The following is a 16,925-nucleotide window of genomic DNA, read 5'->3' on the forward strand; positions in this document are numbered from 1 at the left end:
GGTGCGGCGCCCCGGGAACACCGACGGCCCGTCCCCCGGAGGGAGACGGGCCGTCGGACACCACCGCGTCAGGCGATCGGGACCGTGGTCTCGTTCAGCCCCACCTCGGCGGCGAGCTCGCGCTCTCCCTTGCCGACCGCGGCCAGGGCGCGCAGCTTCCACGGCCCGGGGGCGGCGAAGAACCGGAACTCACCCTCGGGGCTGGTGACCACCTCGGCGGTGAACTCGTCGGTCGAGTCCAGCAGCCGGACGTATGCCCCGGCCACCGGGGCGCCGTCGTGCCACACCGAACCCTGGATGACCGTCTGCGTGCTCAGGTCGATCCCGTCGAGGGAACCGCCCTGCTTCGGCGCTCCGCACATGTCAGCTCACTTCTCGATCGGGACGCCGACGAGGGAGCCGTACTCCACCCAGCTGCCGTCGTAGTTCTTGACGTTCTTCTTGCCGAGCAGCTCCCGCAGGACGAACCAGGTGTGGCTCGAGCGCTCGCCGATGCGGCAGTAGGCGATCGTCTCCCGGCTGTCGTCGAAGCCCTGCTCGGCGTAGAGCTTGGCCAGCTCCTCGTCGGACTTGAAGGTGCCGTCCTCGTTGGCGGCCTTGCTCCACGGGATGTTGATCGCCGTGGGCACGTGGCCGGCCTTCTGCGACTGCTCCTGCGGCAGGTGCGCGGGCGCGAGGATCTTGCCGGAGAACTCGTCGGGCGAGCGGACGTCGACGATGTTCTTGCTGCCGATGGAGGCCACGACCTCGTCGCGGAACGCGCGGATCGAGAGGTCCGGCTCGCTCGCCCGGTACTGCGTGGCCGGGCGCTGCGGAGCGTCCTTGGACAGCGGGCGCCCGTCCAGCTCCCACTTCTTCCGGCCGCCGTCCATCAGCTTCACGTCGGAGTGGCCGTAGATCTTGAAGTACCAGTAGGCGTAGGCGGCGAACCAGTTGTTGTTGCCGCCGTAGAGCACGACGGTGTCGTCGTTGCCGATCCCCCGGGCCGACATGAGCTCCTCGAAGGCGCTCTTGTCCAGGAAGTCGCGGCGCAGCGGGTCCTGCAGGTCCTTCTTCCAGTCCAGCTTGACGGCGCCCTCGATGTGGCCGCCGTCGTAGGCGCTGGTGTCCTCGTCGACCTCGACGAGGACGATGCCGGGCTGGCCCAGGTGCTCCTGGACCCAGTCGACGGTGACGAGCACGTCGTTGCGGCTCATGGTGGTGGTCCTCCGGATGATCGGTGTGCGGTCGGTCGGTCTGGTGCTGCAGGGACGACGCTGATCGCTCGGACCGCGGAACTCACGGGAGAGAGGGGCATCCCGACGGCGCGGAGAGCGCGTCTGGACGGCGCGGTGCCGCCCTCAGAGGGCGGGACACAGGCAGCTGCCGACGCGGCACAGGTCGACTGTGCGGCGCGAGGTCAGCAGGATGCCCACGGCGCGAGGGTAGCCGATCACCGCGCCCCGCCCACGTGGGCGTCCACCAGTGCGAGGAGTTCCTCCGGCCGGGGTGCGCCGGTGCTGCGCCCCACGAGCGCTCCGGCCCGGTCGAGGTAGAAGAGCGTGGGCGTCCGCCGGACGCCGAGCTCACGCACCTCGTCCAGGTGGCTCTCCGCGTCGACGTGCACCGTGACGAGGCCGGGTCGGGTCGCCTCCAGCCGGGCCAGCCGGGCCCTGGTCGCCCGGCACGGCCCGCAGAACGCGGTGGAGAACTGCACCACGGTCAGGTCCGCCTCGGCCGGTCGCACGCCGAGCCGTCCGAACACCGCAGTCGTGTCCACCGCATCCACCTCCGCTCCGGGCACCGGCTGGCACGAACCGGGGCCACCAGGGCGCTATTCCGGCCGGAGAACCGTGTCCTCGGCCACCGCGCGCACCTCGACGCCGTCCTCCGCGGGGGTCACGTCCGTGAGCCGGAGCCCGTAGGGCAGCTCCACGGGGTACCGGAGGTCGAGCAGCTCGGTGACCCGGCCGACGAGGGAACGGGGCACCTCGACGCCGGCACCGGCGACGCGGTCGACGTCGACGACGAGCTCGTCCCCGTCGACCGAGACGGTGCCGGCTGCGGTGAGCGGCAGCGTGCGGCCGAGCAGCTCGACCGTCCGGGTGATCCGGAGCCCCTCGCCCTCGCGCTCCAGCGTGGTGTCCCCGCCGAGCTCCCGGGCGAGCAGCTCGTAGGAGAGCGTCGCCGTCCCGTCGATGCGCTCGACGGGCACCTCCTGCAGCGTCCCCGACCGCAGCTCGGACAGGGGCAGGTGCACACCGCGGAGGGTGACGTCGGCGCGGGTGCCCTCGGGCTGGCCCAGGTCTTCCGCGGTCAGCGAGACGTGGACCTCCTCGTAGCGCCCGCCGACGGCCTGGGTGAGGAACGGGAACCCGCGGACGTCGACCTCCGGGCGGCCGGCCAGCTCGTCCTGGCTCGCCAGCTGCTCGGCGACCCGGTCCTCGGCGAAGCCCACCGCGACCCGGTCGAGCAGGACGCCGACGCCGAGGAGCAGGACCAGGAGGACGGCGACGACCTTCACAGGACGGTCAGCAGGGCCAGGGCCACCGGGGCGCAGGCGGCGAAGGGCAGCACGACCTGCACCACGGTCGGTGCCCACGGGGAGAGCGCCTCCGCCTGGCCCTCGCTGGTCGTCTCGACGGCGAGGTAGCTGCCGGCCACGGCCACCAGCGCCACCACCCCGGCGACGACGGCACCGACGGCCGGTGCGCGCAGCGCACCCAGTTCGGCCAGGTCGCGGACGGCCCAGGCCGTGCCCGCGCCCGCGAGCACCGCGAGGACGATGCCGAGCAGCCCACGGGGGACGCCGGGGGCGAGCTGCGGCCGCGGCAGCACCTGGTCGACCAGGTGGCCGACCAGGAGCGCGACCCCGGCCACCAGGGCGGTCGTGGCCAGGCGGCCGTCGTCGGCCCGGCCCAGCGGGAGGAGCACCGCGAGTGCGCCGACGGCGGTGATCAGCACGGCCGACCCGGCCAGCGAGTCGACCAGGTCGTGCCGTGGCGAGCGCAGCATCTGCTGCAGGACGGCGGCGAGGAAGCCGATGCCGAGCACGGCCAGCAGACCGCCCGGACCCGGGTCCTCGGGCAGCGCCAGCGCGAGGTCCGCCGCCACGGCGGCGGCCGTGCCGACGGCGAGCGAGGCCGCGAAGCCCTGCATCCCGGTGGCGAGCACCCAGGAGAGGACCAGCGCCAGCTGCAGCACGAGCACGGCGGCGAGCGCACCCACCTCGCCGACCGCCGCCGGGAGGCCGGCGAGCAGGCCCGCCGCGACGACGGCGAGCCCCGCGGCCGACAGGTGGTGCGGTCGGGCCGGTGTCGTCGACGGGACCGCGGTGGGGCTCACGCGCCGATCGTCTCAGAAGCCCGGCGCCCGATCCGCCCGACGAGCGGAGCGCTCGCTCCGCTCCCGGCGTGTCCGGGCCCCGGGACCACCCGTGCGGTGGCGGTGGGCCTGCGGGCGGCACCTCGACCGGCCGCCTCCGCGGCAGCTGGGGCTGTCCGGCAGGCACGTCCGCTATCCTGCTGGCTCACCTCGACAGCGTTGTCGCAGGTCCGGTCGGCGCCCGCCGGCCCCGGACCCCGGAGGAGACGACATGCGACTCGTGCTCATGACCGCCGCACGTCAGGCCACGACCGAGGTGCTGCCCGCCCTGGGGCTGCTCGGCCACCAGGTCCGCGTCGTGGCGCCCGAGCTCTCCAGCCTCCTCGACGGCGACTCCGGCGACGTGGTCCTGGTCGACGCCCGGTACGACCTCATCCAGGCGCGCACCCTGTGCGGGCTGCTGTCCTCCACCGGGGTGGCCTCGGCGCTGGTCGCGGTGCTCTCCGAGGGCGGGTTGGTCGCCCTGTCCGCGGACTGGGGCGTCGACGACGTCCTCCTGGACACCGCCGGCCCGGCGGAGGTCGACGCCCGGCTGAAGTGGGCGACCGCCCGGCGGCTGGCCGCGACCACCCCGGCCGACGGCGCCGACGGCGGGGTCACCCAGGCCGGTGAGCTGGTGATCGACGAGCACAGCTACTCGGCGAAGCTGCGTGGCCGCCCGCTCGACCTCACCTACAAGGAGTTCGAGCTGCTGAAGTACCTGGCGCAGCACCCGGGGCGGGTCTTCTCCCGCGCGCAGCTGCTCCAGGAGATCTGGGGTTACGACTACTTCGGCGGCACCCGCACCGTCGACGTCCACGTGCGCCGGCTGCGGGCCAAGCTCGGCACCGAGCACGAGGCGCTGATCGGCACCGTGCGCAACGTCGGCTACAAGCTGGACCAGCAGGTGGCCGACGCCACCGCCCGGGCCGCCGCGGAGGGCCGCGCCGCGACCGCCGAGGACAGGGCCGGCGCCGAACTGGTCTGATGGCCCGGTGATCGACGATCCCGACGTCGCCGGCGTCCTCGCCCTGCTCCGCGCCGCCGGCGCCGCGGACGGGGTCCGCCCCGTCTCCGAGGAGGGCGAGCTGCGGCTCCGCCACGGGTCCCCCGGTGGGCACGACCTCACCGTCCACGACGAGGACGGCGCCCTGGCCGGCTACGCCCGCCTCGACGGCGACACCGCCGAGCTGGTGGTGCACCCCGAGCGGAGACGGCGTGGCCACGGCACCGCGCTGCTGCGCCGCCTCCTGGACGTCGCCGGCGACCGGCCGCTGAACGTCTGGGCGCACGGCGACCTGCCCGGATCCGCCGAGCTGCTCACTCCGCACGGGTTCCGGCGGGCACGGGTCCTGCTGCAGATGCGGCGGGACCTGGCCGGCATCGACCCCGAGCCGCGACCCGAGCTGCCCGCCGACGTCCGGGTGGTGCCGTTCGTCCCCGGCCGCGACGAGGAGGCGTGGCTGGGGGTGAACGCCCGCGCCTTCGCCTGGCACCCGGAGCAGGGCCGGATGACGCGCGCGGACCTCGAGCTGCGCGAGGCCGAGCCGTGGTTCGACCCGGAGGGCTTCCTGATGGCCTGGCGGGGGGATCCGGGAGCCGGCGAGCTGCTCGGCTTCCACTGGACCAAGGTGCACCCGGCCGGGGACGCCGGTCCCGAGCCGGTCGGGGAGATCTACGTGCTCGGCGTCGACCCGGCGGCCCAGGGGCTGAGGCTCGGTCGGGCACTCACCGATCTGGGTCTGGCACACCTGCGCCGGCAGGGCCTCGAGGAGGTGCTGCTGTACGTCGAGGAGGACAACGCGGCGGCGGTGCGCTTGTACGAGGGGCGGGGGTTCCGCCGGTTCGCCGTCGACGTCGCGTGGCACCGGGAGTCGCAGCGCTCCTGAGGCCGTTCGGCGGCTACGGGGCGGGAGCGCTCAGGACGACGTGGCGGAACCCCGACGGGCCGGGTCACCGCGGTACGCCGACTGGTCGTCGTCCTCCCCGAGGAGGTGGTCCCGGAGGAAGGTCTTCGGGTGGTAGCGGCGGAGGTCGACGTCGCGGAGGTGTTCGAAGTCCCCGCCGAGGGTGTCGTGCAGCTGTCCGCGCACACCGGTCACCGCACCCCGCACCCGCTTCAGGCCGCCGGCGGCGTCCTTCGCCAGGTCCGGCAGCCGCTCCGGGCCGAAGATGAACAGCGCGGCCAGGCCGAGGACGACGATCTCGCCCCACCCGATGGAGCTGAACACCGGCGCTCCCCTCAGGATCGATCAGCGGACAGGACTCAGCCCAGGGCGGGGACTGCGTGCCCGACGGCGGCCTCGGTGGCGATCTCCCCCGCCCAGCTCCGGACGGCTCCCCAGTTCCGGAGATCGCCTCCCGCGCCGCCGGTCGGCCAGACGCTCCGTTCGGCGGCCGAGAGCAGCCGCCGCTCCAGCCGGCCGCTGAACAGGCGGTGACCGCGGGCCCCGATGCGGTCACCGAAGGAGCGCGCGTCCCCGTCGCCACCGTCGGAGCACCCCGGGTGGCTGGCGCCCAGTCCGCTGGAGAACAGCCACGTCGGGCGGCGGAGCAGCTCCGGGGCGACGGCCTCGACGTAGCGCCGGGCCGGCTCCAGCCAGCGGCCCGAGTAGACGGCGCTGCCGAGCACGACGGCGTCGAAGTCGGCCGGGTCGGGCAGCAGCTCCACCGGGGCCAGGGTCGCGGACAACCGACCGCTGCGTCCCGCAGGCGATGCGGACAACCCCCGGGCCAGCTCGGCGGCGATCTCCCTGGTCGACCCGTGCCGGCTGGCGAAGGCCACCAGCACGCGGGGACCACCGCTGCCGCCGGTCCGGGCGGTCAGCGAGGTGAGGAGATCCCCGGTTCCGGGAGGACAGGCCCGGACGGGCGTGGGGGTCGCGCCGGGGCTCGTCGCCAGCAGGTGGGTCATGACCGTGGACGCTATGCGGCACGGGACGGCGTCGGCGTGAACTCCGGGGGAACAGCCGCCGACCCCGGGAGAGCCGGTGCAGAGGGCTCCCGAGTCCCGCGCGCGCGGAGGCCGGCGCCGCAGGAGAACGCGCGGTCGGCCGGCTCGCCGCCGGGTGAACTCGACGCCCCGACCGTTGTCCGAGGGTTCGCCCGCGGGCCGTCCGAGCGCCTCATGGCGTGCCTAGCGTCCGACAGGCCCTGGGGTTGCACCGGCCCCGCGGACCCACTCCGAGGAGACACGGTTCATGACCATCTCGTTCGATCGACGCAAGTTCCTGCAGCGCGGCGCAGCGGTCACCGCCGGCACGATGCTGGCCAGCGGCACCCAGCTCCTGGGGGCGCACGGCGCGCTCGCCGCCCCCGGCGCTCGCGGCCAGCAGCTGAAGGCCCCCGACAACGGCGGCTACGGCCCGCTGCAGCCCACGAAGGACCGGACCACCGGGCGGACCCTGCTGAACCTGCCGGCCGGCTTCGAGTACGCCTCGTTCGGCCACGCCGCCGAGTACGCCGCCGCCCTCGGCCTGCCGGCCGCGGTCGGCTCCGACGGGTACCCCACCCCCGGCCGTCACGACGGCATGGCGACGTTCACCGAGCCCCAGAGCTACCGGGGCATCATCAAGCTGGTCCGCAACCACGAGCAGGGCTACTCGCCGATCGACGCGGGGCAGGAGCCGGGGGACTACACCGGCCGCGACTACGACCGCGACCTGATCGGTGACCCGGCGTCGGCGTACGACCCGATGGCCGCCGGTGGGACCACGACCCTGACGTTCGACACGCGTTCGCTGACGCTGGTCGACAGCTTCATCAGCCTCAACGGCACGTCGGTCAACTGCGCCGGCGGCCCGACGCCCTGGGGCTCCTGGCTGAGCTGCGAGGAGACGGTCAACGGGACCCAGAACGGGTTCACGAAGAACCACGGCTACATCTTCGAGGTCCCGGCCAACGCTCCCGACCGGAAGCGGAGCCGCGGCCCCTTCCCGGAGATGGGCCGGTTCGCGCACGAGGCGGTGGCCGTCGACCCGGCCAACGGGACCGTCTACGAGACCGAGGACAGCGGCAACACCTCCGGGTTCTACCGCTTCCTCCCCAACAAGCCGGGCTACCTGGCCGAGGGCGGCACCCTCCAGATGCTCGCCGTCAAGGGTCAGCCCCAGCTGAAGACGTACGAGGGCCACAGCGACCGCGTGGGCCAGCCGATGCAGGTCGAGTGGGTCACCATCGACGACCCGGACCCGGCCGACATCACCACGGAGTCGGTCTTCAACCAGGGCTTCGCCAAGGGTGGCGCCGCCTTCGCCCGTCTCGAGGGCTGCTGGTACGACGGGGGCAGCATCTTCTTCAACGCCACCAGCGGCGGTGACGTCGGCGCCGGCCAGGTGTGGGAGTTCCGGCCGCGCGGTCGCTCCGGCGGCCAGCTGATCCTGCTCTTCGAGTCGCCGTCCCCGGAGGTGCTCGACGCGCCGGACAACCTGACCGTCAGCCCCCGCGGCGGGCTGGTCCTGTGCGAGGACGGCGGCGGTGAGCAGTACGTCCGCGCCCTCAACGAGCGGGGCGAGATCTTCGACTTCGCGCGCAACAGCATCGAGGGCACGGAGGACGACATGAACAACGAGTTCGCCGGGGCCTGCTTCAGCCCGGACGGCGACGTCCTCTTCGTCAACATCCAGACCCCGGGTGTCAGCTTCGCCATCCGCGGCCCCTGGGAGAAGGGCGCGATCTGACGCCCGGTACCTGCGCGGGGCTCCGGCACGCACGCTGACGCCTCGGTCCACCGGCTGCGCCCCGGCATCTCCCCGGATGCCGGGGCGCAGTCGCGTGTCCCGGGTCGTCCATCGCCCCGCCCGTGACTCTTCGATCCGCCGTCGCGCCGGCTCTGCCTCGCGGACACCGCACATCCACCCGGACCCGCGACCGTGTCGTCGTGCCCCTTGCCCCAGACCACGCCGGCCGGCCCGACGCTCCCGGCCGCTCCCGGACCCGCCGGCGCGGATGCGCGTCGATCCCCGTGGACGCCGGCGTCCGGGGAGTCCGCGCCCGGCACCTCCCCTCCTGGCCTTGCGGGTGCCCCCGCACGAGCCCGTCGACGTCGAGGCGCCCGCTCGGCCGGAGCGCTCGGTGACGTCGCCGCTGGAGCGGAGCCCGCTGCAGACGCCGGCGGATCACTGCGGGTGGGCTGACGGCCCTCGCGCCGACGCGGCGACCCGCCGGCGCCGGTCGTGTCGCCTGGTCGGGGCGCTGCTGGCCGCGGCGATCCGCGTCCCGCTGCGGGCAGGCGCCGGCGGGAACGGCCGGCGGCGGGCCGCCGTCTGCAGCGCCGCCGGCATCCTCACCGCGCTGGGGGTCCGCGTCGAGGTCGTGAACCCGCCGCGGCCCTGGCCGCGCCCGCGGACCGGCCACCTCGTCGTGAGCAACCACGCCTCCTGGCTCGACGGGCTCGCTCTGCTCGTCGCCGTGCGGGCGACACCGGTGGTCGAGGCCGGCGAGCGGGACCGGGCGCTCGTGGGCCGGCTGGCACGGCGCCTCGGCGTGGTGGTCGTGGAGCCCGAGCGACCGCAGTCGGTCGCGGCAGCGGCTGCGGAGGTCGCTGCACGACTCCGTCGCGGCGAATCCGTCACGGTGCGCCCGGAGGGAGCACCGAGCTGCAGCGGACCGGTCCTGGGCTTCCGCCCGGTCTTCTTCCAGGCCGCCGTGGACGCCGGCGCGGCGGTGTGCCCCGTGTCGATCCGGTACCGCACCGCCACCGCGGGGCCCACCGGCCGGCACGTCTGCGTCGGTGGCTCGCTGGGGAGCAGCATCCGACGGGTCCTCGCCACGCGGGACCTCGTGGTCGAAGTGCACCTGCTGCCCGCGCTGGAGGCGACCACGCACGACCGGAGGGCCCTCGCGGCGCACGCGATCGGTGGTGCCGGCCGGCCCCTGCCATCGCCGGACGGCAGCACACCCGGCCCCGCCCGGTCGAGCTCCACCCTCGGCCGGCCCGGGATCCCCGTCCCGCGCCGGCACATCCCGCCGGCCGCTTGAGGCGACGCCGACGGGACACCGCCGCGCTACAGCCCGACGCCGGCGCCCCGGCGACCGCGACCGCCCCGCCGGCCGCGGCAGACCCCTGCGACGAGCGGGGTCAGCACCAGGGCCGCGGGGAAGGCGAACGGTCCCAGGCCGCCGGCGGACACCTCGCCCGTGCTCACCAGGGCGGCCCCTGCGGTCCCCGCGGCGACGGCCGATGCCGCCAGGACGAGGACCCGCACCGCGCGACCGCACTCGCGTTCGGGGTCGCCGGACTCCACCGGCGGCTCCCCCGCCTGGTGGACCATCGACGCGCCCGCGGCGACCGCCAGCACCGCGGCCGCCAGCAGCAGCAGGACGGCGACCATCGTGGTCACGCCCCGCGGATCTCGACGCGGCCGGAATGGCTCCTCACGGGCCCACCGTCGGCGGTCGACGTGACCCCGGGGTGGCGCGGACGTGTCAGCCGGCTGGAGTCTGCGAGGCGTCTCCGGGCGCCGACCGCCCCCCTGACGGCGACCTCCGCGACGCCTGGTGACACCGACCCGGCAGGACTCGCCCCGAGCCGCACCCGGTCTTGCCCGGCAGGCAGCGCCTGAGGGACCATCGTCCCTGGCCGACGTGACGCCGGCCACCCATGATCATCTCAGTCCTCTGCGGTCGTTCACCCTGCGTTCACCTGCCCTCGGTAAGCGCGCCACCTGAGGTCCCTAGCTTCGGTCGCGTCGGTCCCACGCTGCCCGGAAGACGTCCGGGCGAACCTGAGAGGCCCTGAGTTGAAGCTCAGCACCAAGACGCGCGCCACCACGCTCTCCGTGGCGCTCGCCAGCACCCTCGCGCTCGCCGCCTGCGGCGCGTCCAACGAGTCGAGCAACGCCGGTGGGGGTAGCGACGCCGGCAGCGGCGGCGAGCTGAGCGGCACGCTCGTCGGCGCCGGCGCCAGCAGCCAGCAGGCGGCCATGCAGGGGTGGACCGCGGGGTACAACAGCGTCCAGCCGGACGTGACCGTCAACTACGACCCGGTCGGCTCGGGCGGTGGCCGCGAGCAGTTCCTCGCCGGCGGTACGGACTTCGCCGGCTCGGACGCCGCGCTGGACGAGGAGGAGCTCGCCGAGGCCGAGGAGCGCTGCGGGACCTCCGGGGTGTTCGAGCTGGTCAACTACATCGCGCCGATCGCCGTGGTCTACAACCTCGAGGGCGTCGACGAGCTGAACCTCTCCCCCGAGACGCTCGCCGGCATCTTCAACCAGCAGATCACCAACTGGAACGACCCGGCGATCGCCGCCGACAACCCCGACGCGACGCTGCCGGACCTCCCGATCACCCCGGTCAACCGCGCGGACGACTCCGGCACCACGGAGAACTTCACCGAGTACCTGGCCGCCGCGGCGGGCGACGCGTGGCCGCACGAGCCCGACGGCGTCTGGCCGGTGTCCGGCGGCGAGGCTGCCCAGGGCACGTCGGGCGTGGTGAGCGCGGTCGGCGCCGGCAACGGCGCCATCGGCTACGCCGACCTGAGCCAGGCCGGCGACCTGGGCGTGGCCAACGTCGGGGTGGGCGACGAGTTCGTCGCGCCGTCCGCCGAGGCCGCGGCCGCGGTCGTCGAGAACTCCGAGACGCTGGAGGGCCGCGGCGAGTACGACTTCGCCATCGAGCTGGCGCGCGACACCACCGAGTCGGGCAACTACCCGATTGTGCTGGTCAGCTACCACGTCGGCTGCATCGAGTACGAGGACCAGGAGACCGCTGACCTGGTCAAGGACTTCATGGGCTACGTGATCAGCGAGGAGGGCCAGCAGGCCGCGGCCGAGGCCGCCGGGTCGGCGCCGATCTCGGACTCCCTGCGCGAGCAGAACCAGTCCGCGATCGACGCGATCACCGCCGCCGGCTGATCCGGCACCATCAGTGACGGCCCGGAGCGTCTGAGACGCTCCGGGCCGTCACTCCGCCCGCCGCCGGCGGGCACACCCGACGGGCACCCCATCGACGCGCAGCAGACGGAGCAGCGGTGACAGTCAGCAGTCCCCCGCAGGAACCGACGGCTCCCCGGGCCGTACGACGGCCGGGCGACCGGATCTTCGCCGGCAGCGCCAAGGGCGCCGGGATCCTGATCCTCGTCATCCTCGCCGGGGTGACCGTCTTCCTCCTCGCCGAGGCCCTCCCCGCGCTGACCGCGCCGGCGGAGGAGCTCCCGGGCGAGGGCGGGCTGATCTCCTACGTCTGGCCGCTGATCTTCGGCACGCTGCTGTCCGCCGCGATCGCCCTGCTGGTGGCCACGCCGCTGGCGGTGGGCATCGCGCTGTTCATCACCCACTACGCGCCGCGCCGGCTGGCCCAGGTCCTCGGCTACGTCGTCGACCTCCTCGCCGCCATCCCGAGCATCGTCTACGGGTTCTGGGGCATCTTCTGGCTGGCGCCGCGGCTGGTCCCCTTCTACCGCTGGCTCGAGGAGAACCTCGGCTTCATCCCGCTGTTCGCCGGCCCGGTCTCGGCCACAGGCCGGACGATGCTCACCATCGGCCTGGTGCTGGCGGTCATGATCCTGCCGATCGTCAGCGCCATCTCCCGCGAGGTCTTCACCCAGGTGCCCACGTTGCACACGGAGGCCGCGCTCGCCCTGGGGGCCACCCGGTGGGAGATGATCAAGATGGCGGTCATCCCCTACGGCAAGAGCGGCGTCATCGGTGGCGCCATGCTCGGCCTGGGACGCGCACTGGGCGAGACCATGGCGGTCGCCATCATCCTCTCCGGCTCGGCCGCCGGCATCACCTTCGCCCTGATCTCCAGCGCCAACCCGCAGACCATCGCGGCGAACATCGCGCTGCAGTTCCCGGAGCAGACCGGGCTCGGTGTCAACACGCTGATCGCCAGCGGCCTGGTGCTGTTCGTGATCACGCTCCTGGTCAACATGCTCGCCCGCTGGATCGTCAACCGCCGGGCCGACTTCTCCGGAGCCAACTGATGAGCACGTCGATGCAGCAGCGCAGCACGGGCGTCAGCGCCCCGGGCACGCCCCCCGAGCGGCGCGGGGAAGGCAGGCTCCCCCAGTGGGCGCCGTGGGCCTGCTTCGCCGCGGCCCTGGCGCTGGCGGCCCTCATCGGGTTCCTGACCAGCCCGAACATCGTCCTGCTGGTCATCTTCACCGTCGTCCTGGGCACCATCGCCGTCTACGCGACGTCGCGCGTCGTCGAAGGCCCCCGGCGGGCCGTCGACCGGCTGGTCACGTGCCTGGTGGTGACGGCGTTCGGGATCGCCATGGTGCCCCTGGTGTCGCTCGCCTACGAGGTGATCCGCCGCGGCGCGGAGCGGTTCGACGGCGAGTTCTTCGGCGCGTCGCTCCAGGGCATCATCGGCGAGGGCGGTGGCGCCTACCACGCGATCATGGGCACGCTGATCATCACCGCGCTGACCACGCTCATCTCGGTGCCCATCGGCCTGATGACCGCCATCTACCTGGTCGAGTACGGCTCCGGCCGGCTCAAGCGATCCATCACCTTCTTCGTCGACGTCATGACCGGCATCCCGTCGATCGTCGCCGGCCTCTTCGCCTACGCCCTCTTCGTGATCTTCTTCGGCCCGGGGATCCGGCTCGGCATCATGGGTGCCGTGGCCCTCTCGGTCCTGATGATCCCCGTCGTGGTGCGGTCGGCCGAGGAGGTCCTGAAGCTGGTGCCCAACGAGCTGCGCGAGGCCGCCTACGCCCTCGGCGTGCCGAAGTGGCGCACGATCCTCAAGGTCGTCATCCCCACGGCGATCGCCGGCCTCGGGACCGGCATCACGCTGGCCATCGCCCGCGTGATCGGCGAGACCGCTCCGCTCCTGGTGACCGTCGGCATCACCAACGCCACCAACTTCGATCCGTTCGACGGCCGCATGGCCACGCTGCCGGTCTACGCCTACTACCAGCTGACCCAGCCGGGTGTGCCCCCCGAGCACGCGATCGCCCGGGCCTGGACGGCAGCCCTGGTCCTCGTCATGCTGGTCATGGGCCTCAACGTGGTCGCTCGCCTGATCAGCCGCTTCTTCGCCCCCAAGACCAGTCGCTGAGCTTCATCCACCCAGGAAGGGACCACCCCCGTGGCCAAGCGCATCGAGGTGTCGGATCTCGACATCTACTACGGCAAGTTCCTCGCCGTGCAGGGCGTGAACGTCTCCATCGAGCCGCGCAGCATCACGGCGCTCATCGGGCCGTCGGGCTGCGGCAAGTCGACGTTCCTGCGTGCGCTCAACCGCATGCACGAGGTCATCCCCGGTGCGCGCGTCGAGGGCAAGGTCGTCATGGACGGCCAGGACCTCTACGGCTCCGACTCCGACCCCGTGACGGTCCGCCGGCAGATCGGCATGGTGTTCCAGCGGCCGAACCCGTTCCCGACGATGTCCATCTACGACAACGTCGCTGCCGGCATGCGCCTGAACGCGAAGAAGATGAAGAAGTCGGAGACCGACGAGCTCGTCGAGCGCTCGCTGCGCGGAGCCAACCTGTGGGAAGAGGTGAAGGACCGCCTCGACCGGCCCGGCTCGGGCCTCTCCGGTGGTCAGCAGCAGCGGCTCTGCATCGCCCGCGCCATCGCCGTCGAGCCCGACGTGCTGCTCATGGACGAGCCGTGTTCGGCTCTGGACCCGATCTCGACGCTGGCCATCGAGGACCTGATGACCGAGCTCAAGGAGCGGTTCACGATCGTCATCGTGACCCACAACATGCAGCAGGCGGCCCGGGTCAGCGAGCAGACCGGCTTCTTCAACCTCAACGGGGTCGGGCAGCCCGGCCGGCTGATCGAGTTCAACCCGACCGAGAAGATCTTCAGCAACCCTGACGAGAAGGCGACCGAGGACTACATCTCCGGACGCTTCGGCTGAGGGCCCCGTTCCAAGGCTCGCCCCGAGCCTGCGAGGGGTGAGGAGAACGGGGTCCTTCAGCAGGTGACGGCGGCCGCCTCCGGCTCGGGGGCGGCCGCCGCCGTGTCCGGCGCGGCCTGGACCGGCTCCCGGGCACCGACCTCGACGGGCACGACCGTGGAGTAGCCCGGTCCGATGACCAGTTGGACCGTGTCGACGATCGCGTCGCTGGGCTCGATGACGGCGCCGGGGACCGCGGCGGCCACGGTGCGGGCCTGCTCCAGCGCACCCGGCCCGTACCGGACGACGCTCTCGTTCACGGTGCCCGGCTCGTTGCCCACCGCGCCCACGGCGAAGCCCTGCCCCCGGAGCGCGTCGGCGACCGTGGCGGCCAGCCCGGTGGTGGCCGTGCCGTTGAGCACGTCCACGGTGATCTCACCGGGGGCCGCGGTGAGCGCCTCGGGCGCCGCCGGCTCGGGGGCCTGCTCCGGCGCCGGTTCGGGCGCGGCCGCCTCCGGGGTGGCCAGCAGCTCCGCCGGCACCTGGGCGCCGTCGATGACCGCGTCGAAGAGCGCGCGCGTGCCCTGCCGTTCGAGGACCACGTAGGCCTCATCGGTGCCGGCCGGCACGTAGCCGACCTGGGCGACCGGCAGCGCGGCGCGCTGGACCGCGTCACCGGAGAGGTCGCCGAGCGTGGCAGCGAGGACGCGCAGATCCCCCAGCGTCGTCTGCTCGTCGACCGTCAGCGCATCCGCGGCCCGGGAGAGGAAGCGGCTGAGGGTGACCGGGTCGAGCACCGTGTCCGCGGACATCGCGGCCCGGAGGGTGGAGGTGAGCAGCCGCTGGGCGCGTTCGGCGACGGCCGCACCGGTGACGTCGACCCCGCTGTCCCCCGGCTCCAGGAAACCCGACGCCGCGGCGCCGGACAGCTCGGACGGCCCGGCCGGGGGCGGGGTGGCCGCGGCAGCGGTGGTCGTCGAGGGAATGACGCAGACGGGGACACCGCCCAGGGCGTCGACCATCCCGGGGAGGCCGGCGAGGTCCACGCCGAGGTAGTGGTCGATCCGGAGGCCGGACAGCTGCTGGACCGCCCGCACCGTGCACGCGGGCCCGCCCTGGAGCAGCGAGCTGGCGAACGCCTCGGTGACCGGGTCGCGCAGCGTGCCGTCGGGCGTACGGCAGACCGGGGTGTCCACGAGCGCCGTGGGGGGCACGCTGACCAGCGCTGCGCGGTCACCCTCGGCCGAGACCGAGACGACCAGGGTGGCCACCGACGCCGCGCCCGTCTGCCCGGGGACGCCCGTACCGACGACCAGATAGGTCTCGGCGGCGTCCTGCAGACCCGGGGCGAGGACCTCGGGGCCGTCGACCGCGAGCGCGTCGACCCGGTCGATGCTCTGGTCGACGTAGAAGTACAGCGCCAGGTGGTAGAGGACGACCACGCCCACCACCGCGGCCAGCGCCGTTCCCGCACGCATCAGGCGGCGGCGACGCGGGCTGCGCGGAGGGCGGTCAGCGGCCCGCCGGCGGGTGGCGCCCGACGGGCGCGGCGGCGGAGCCAGCCCGGGGAGCGGGGGGATGGGTCCACTGCGCCGGGAGGGCCGCTCTTCGGGCGCCCAGGCCGTCGGTGTCCCGGCCGCCGACGACCGGTCCGGCGCGGACGGGACCGGGGGAAGTCCTGGCTGCGCACCGGCCGCCGGTGGCACCCCCGGCTCGGCGCCGGGGACCGGCGGGAGGCCGGGCTGCGACCCCGCGACGCGGCCGGGCCGGGCGGCGCCGGGGACCGGCGGGAGCCCGGACCGGACGGCGGGGGCGTCCGCTGGGCCGGCCGGAGGGATGCCGGCGCCGGGCCCGGAGAGCGGACCGCGCTCGGCCGGCCGCGGCTGGTCGCCGCCTCGGGCCGGATCTGCCGCCTCCCGCCGGCCATCGGGGGCAGCGGTGTCACCGCGGGAGGACGACGGCTGGGCAGAGCCCCGCCGAGCGGCCCGTCGACCACCGACGGCGTTGCCCTGCCGGGCGAGGAGCTGCTCGACGGTCACCGGCTCCGCGACGCCGTCGGCCGGGGCGCGCCTCCGGCGGGTGCGACCGGGGACGTCGCGGCCATCCGCGTCGCCCCACCTCGGCTGATCACCCACAGGTGTCGACACCTTTTCGTCGTCCGCATGTCCCTGCCTGTCGTCCCACGATACGGGCGGATCTGCGATCGCCACGCCGACGCGCGGGCGCCGCTGCGCCGACGTGCGGCCCGATCGGGGCGAGGGGCGCAACCGAATGGTGGGCCACCGGCGCACTGCGTACCGTCCACACGGTGCGCCTGCCCTCCGTTCCCGGCCCGTCCGACGTCCTCGCCGCGGTGGGCGGTCTGCGCGAGGGCGTGGCGGACGCCCTCGCTCTGGTGCCGCGGGCAGCCGGCGTCCTCGGCCGCGTGGAGCAGCTGCTGGACCAGGCGTCCGGGATGGTTGCCCGCGTCGAGACGCTGCTCGACCGGGCGGACGTGGCGATCACCGGTCTGGACGACACCCGGTTGGCCGCGGACGAGGCCATCGTCGCCGTCGGCCGGACCCGGATCGCCGCGGACGAGGCCATCACCGCCATCGGCGACACCCGTACCAAGGCCGACGACGCCATCGAGGCCATGGGCCACACCCGCACCAAAGCCGACGACGCCATCGAGGCCATGGGCCACACCCGCACCAAAGCCGACGACGCCATCGAGGCCATGGGCCACACCCGCACCAAAGCCGACGACGCCATCGAGGCCATGGGCCACACCCGCACCAAAG

The 16,925-nt window shown here is 74.0% G+C and carries 17 protein-coding genes and 1 pseudogene; 9 read left to right on the top strand and 9 right to left on the bottom strand.

The features are described from left to right. Nucleotides 1-68: 68 nt before the first annotated feature. From ACI79Q_RS08265 to ACI79Q_RS08285, 5 genes are all read right to left on the bottom strand, one after another. Nucleotides 69-362, bottom strand: coding sequence for a DUF1416 domain-containing protein (locus ACI79Q_RS08265; protein WP_456589180.1), 294 nt, complete (start codon nt 360-362; stop codon nt 69-71). 6 nt (nt 363-368) lie between these two features. Then, entirely contained in the window at nt 369-1,196 is an 828-nt protein-coding gene (locus ACI79Q_RS08270) for a sulfurtransferase (RefSeq protein ID WP_456589181.1), read from the bottom strand. Nucleotides 1,197-1,432: 236 nt separating this feature from the next. Further along, entirely contained in the window at nt 1,433-1,759 is a 327-nt protein-coding gene (locus ACI79Q_RS08275; protein WP_456589182.1) for a thioredoxin family protein, read from the bottom strand. Nucleotides 1,760-1,813: 54 nt separating this feature from the next. Beyond that, the gene (locus tag ACI79Q_RS08280) at nt 1,814-2,503 is read right to left on the bottom strand and encodes an LmeA family phospholipid-binding protein (protein ID WP_456614521.1); all 690 of its coding nucleotides are present in this window, start codon (nt 2,501-2,503) and stop codon (nt 1,814-1,816) included. Next, nucleotides 2,500-3,324 (bottom strand): hypothetical protein, encoded by an 825-nt coding sequence (locus ACI79Q_RS08285; protein WP_456589184.1) that lies wholly within the window; start codon nt 3,322-3,324, stop codon nt 2,500-2,502. Before ACI79Q_RS08285 ends, ACI79Q_RS08280 begins: the two co-directional genes overlap by 4 nt. 250 nt (nt 3,325-3,574) lie before the next feature. On the opposite strand from ACI79Q_RS08285, the gene ACI79Q_RS08290 reads away from it, so the two are divergent. Both ACI79Q_RS08290 and mshD read left to right on the top strand, forming a co-directional pair. Next, nucleotides 3,575-4,330, top strand: coding sequence for a winged helix-turn-helix transcriptional regulator (locus ACI79Q_RS08290; protein ID WP_456589185.1), 756 nt, complete (start codon nt 3,575-3,577; stop codon nt 4,328-4,330). A gap of 7 nt (nt 4,331-4,337) precedes the next feature. Beyond that, nucleotides 4,338-5,231 carry a mycothiol synthase gene (gene mshD / locus ACI79Q_RS08295; RefSeq protein WP_456614522.1) on the top strand — a complete coding sequence of 298 codons (894 nt, stop codon included), beginning with the start codon at nt 4,338-4,340 and terminating at the stop codon, nt 5,229-5,231. A 30-nt stretch (nt 5,232-5,261) separates the two neighbouring features. On the opposite strand, the gene ACI79Q_RS08300 is transcribed toward mshD, so the two are convergent. Further along, nucleotides 5,262-5,573, bottom strand: a complete 312-nt coding sequence (locus ACI79Q_RS08300; protein ID WP_456589187.1) for a twin-arginine translocase TatA/TatE family subunit — start codon at nt 5,571-5,573, stop codon at nt 5,262-5,264. A gap of 35 nt (nt 5,574-5,608) precedes the next feature. Continuing rightward, entirely contained in the window at nt 5,609-6,256 is a 648-nt protein-coding gene (locus ACI79Q_RS08305; protein ID WP_456589188.1) for a flavodoxin domain-containing protein, read from the bottom strand. Nucleotides 6,257-6,542: 286 nt separating this feature from the next. Here ACI79Q_RS08305 and ACI79Q_RS08310 point away from each other — a divergent pair, with 286 nt between their 5' ends. Together ACI79Q_RS08310 and ACI79Q_RS08315 are read left to right on the top strand one after the other, a co-directional pair. Next, nucleotides 6,543-8,021 carry a PhoX family protein gene (locus ACI79Q_RS08310; RefSeq protein WP_456589189.1) on the top strand — a complete coding sequence of 493 codons (1,479 nt, stop codon included), beginning with the start codon at nt 6,543-6,545 and terminating at the stop codon, nt 8,019-8,021. Between the two features lie 340 nt (nt 8,022-8,361). Continuing rightward, nucleotides 8,362-9,321 carry a lysophospholipid acyltransferase family protein gene (locus tag ACI79Q_RS08315; protein ID WP_456599618.1) on the top strand — a complete coding sequence of 320 codons (960 nt, stop codon included), beginning with the start codon at nt 8,362-8,364 and terminating at the stop codon, nt 9,319-9,321. 26 nt (nt 9,322-9,347) lie between these two features. Here ACI79Q_RS08315 and ACI79Q_RS08320 read toward each other — a convergent pair whose 3' ends face one another. Further along, complete coding sequence (locus tag ACI79Q_RS08320) at nt 9,348-9,683, bottom strand: hypothetical protein (RefSeq protein WP_456589190.1); 336 nt, start codon at nt 9,681-9,683, stop codon at nt 9,348-9,350. 399 nt (nt 9,684-10,082) lie between these two features. Between ACI79Q_RS08320 and pstS the strand changes: the two genes are divergently transcribed. The 4 genes from pstS (at nt 10,083) to pstB (ending at nt 14,163) form a co-directional block, all read left to right on the top strand. Continuing rightward, nucleotides 10,083-11,198 carry a phosphate ABC transporter substrate-binding protein PstS gene (gene pstS / locus ACI79Q_RS08325; protein ID WP_456589191.1) on the top strand — a complete coding sequence of 372 codons (1,116 nt, stop codon included), beginning with the start codon at nt 10,083-10,085 and terminating at the stop codon, nt 11,196-11,198. A 116-nt stretch (nt 11,199-11,314) separates the two neighbouring features. Continuing rightward, nucleotides 11,315-12,268, top strand: coding sequence for a phosphate ABC transporter permease subunit PstC (gene pstC / locus ACI79Q_RS08330; RefSeq protein ID WP_456589192.1), 954 nt, complete (start codon nt 11,315-11,317; stop codon nt 12,266-12,268). Next, nucleotides 12,268-13,353 carry a phosphate ABC transporter permease PstA gene (gene pstA, locus ACI79Q_RS08335; protein WP_456589193.1) on the top strand — a complete coding sequence of 362 codons (1,086 nt, stop codon included), beginning with the start codon at nt 12,268-12,270 and terminating at the stop codon, nt 13,351-13,353. Before pstC ends, pstA begins: the two co-directional genes overlap by 1 nt. Nucleotides 13,354-13,383: 30 nt before the next feature. Continuing rightward, nucleotides 13,384-14,163 carry a phosphate ABC transporter ATP-binding protein PstB gene (gene pstB, locus ACI79Q_RS08340; RefSeq protein ID WP_456589194.1) on the top strand — a complete coding sequence of 260 codons (780 nt, stop codon included), beginning with the start codon at nt 13,384-13,386 and terminating at the stop codon, nt 14,161-14,163. Between the two features lie 56 nt (nt 14,164-14,219). Here the strand turns inward: pstB and ACI79Q_RS08345 are convergent, their stop codons facing one another. Then, nucleotides 14,220-15,620: an LCP family protein gene (locus ACI79Q_RS08345; RefSeq protein ID WP_456614523.1), complete on the bottom strand. Its 1,401-nt coding sequence runs from the start codon at nt 15,618-15,620 to the stop codon at nt 14,220-14,222. Between the two features lie 830 nt (nt 15,621-16,450). Here ACI79Q_RS08345 and ACI79Q_RS08350 point away from each other — a divergent pair. Further along, nucleotides 16,451-16,925: pseudogene (locus ACI79Q_RS08350) on the top strand (hypothetical protein); the annotation flags it as partial.

It is taken from the genome of Blastococcus sp. SYSU DS0828, assembly GCF_054050975.1.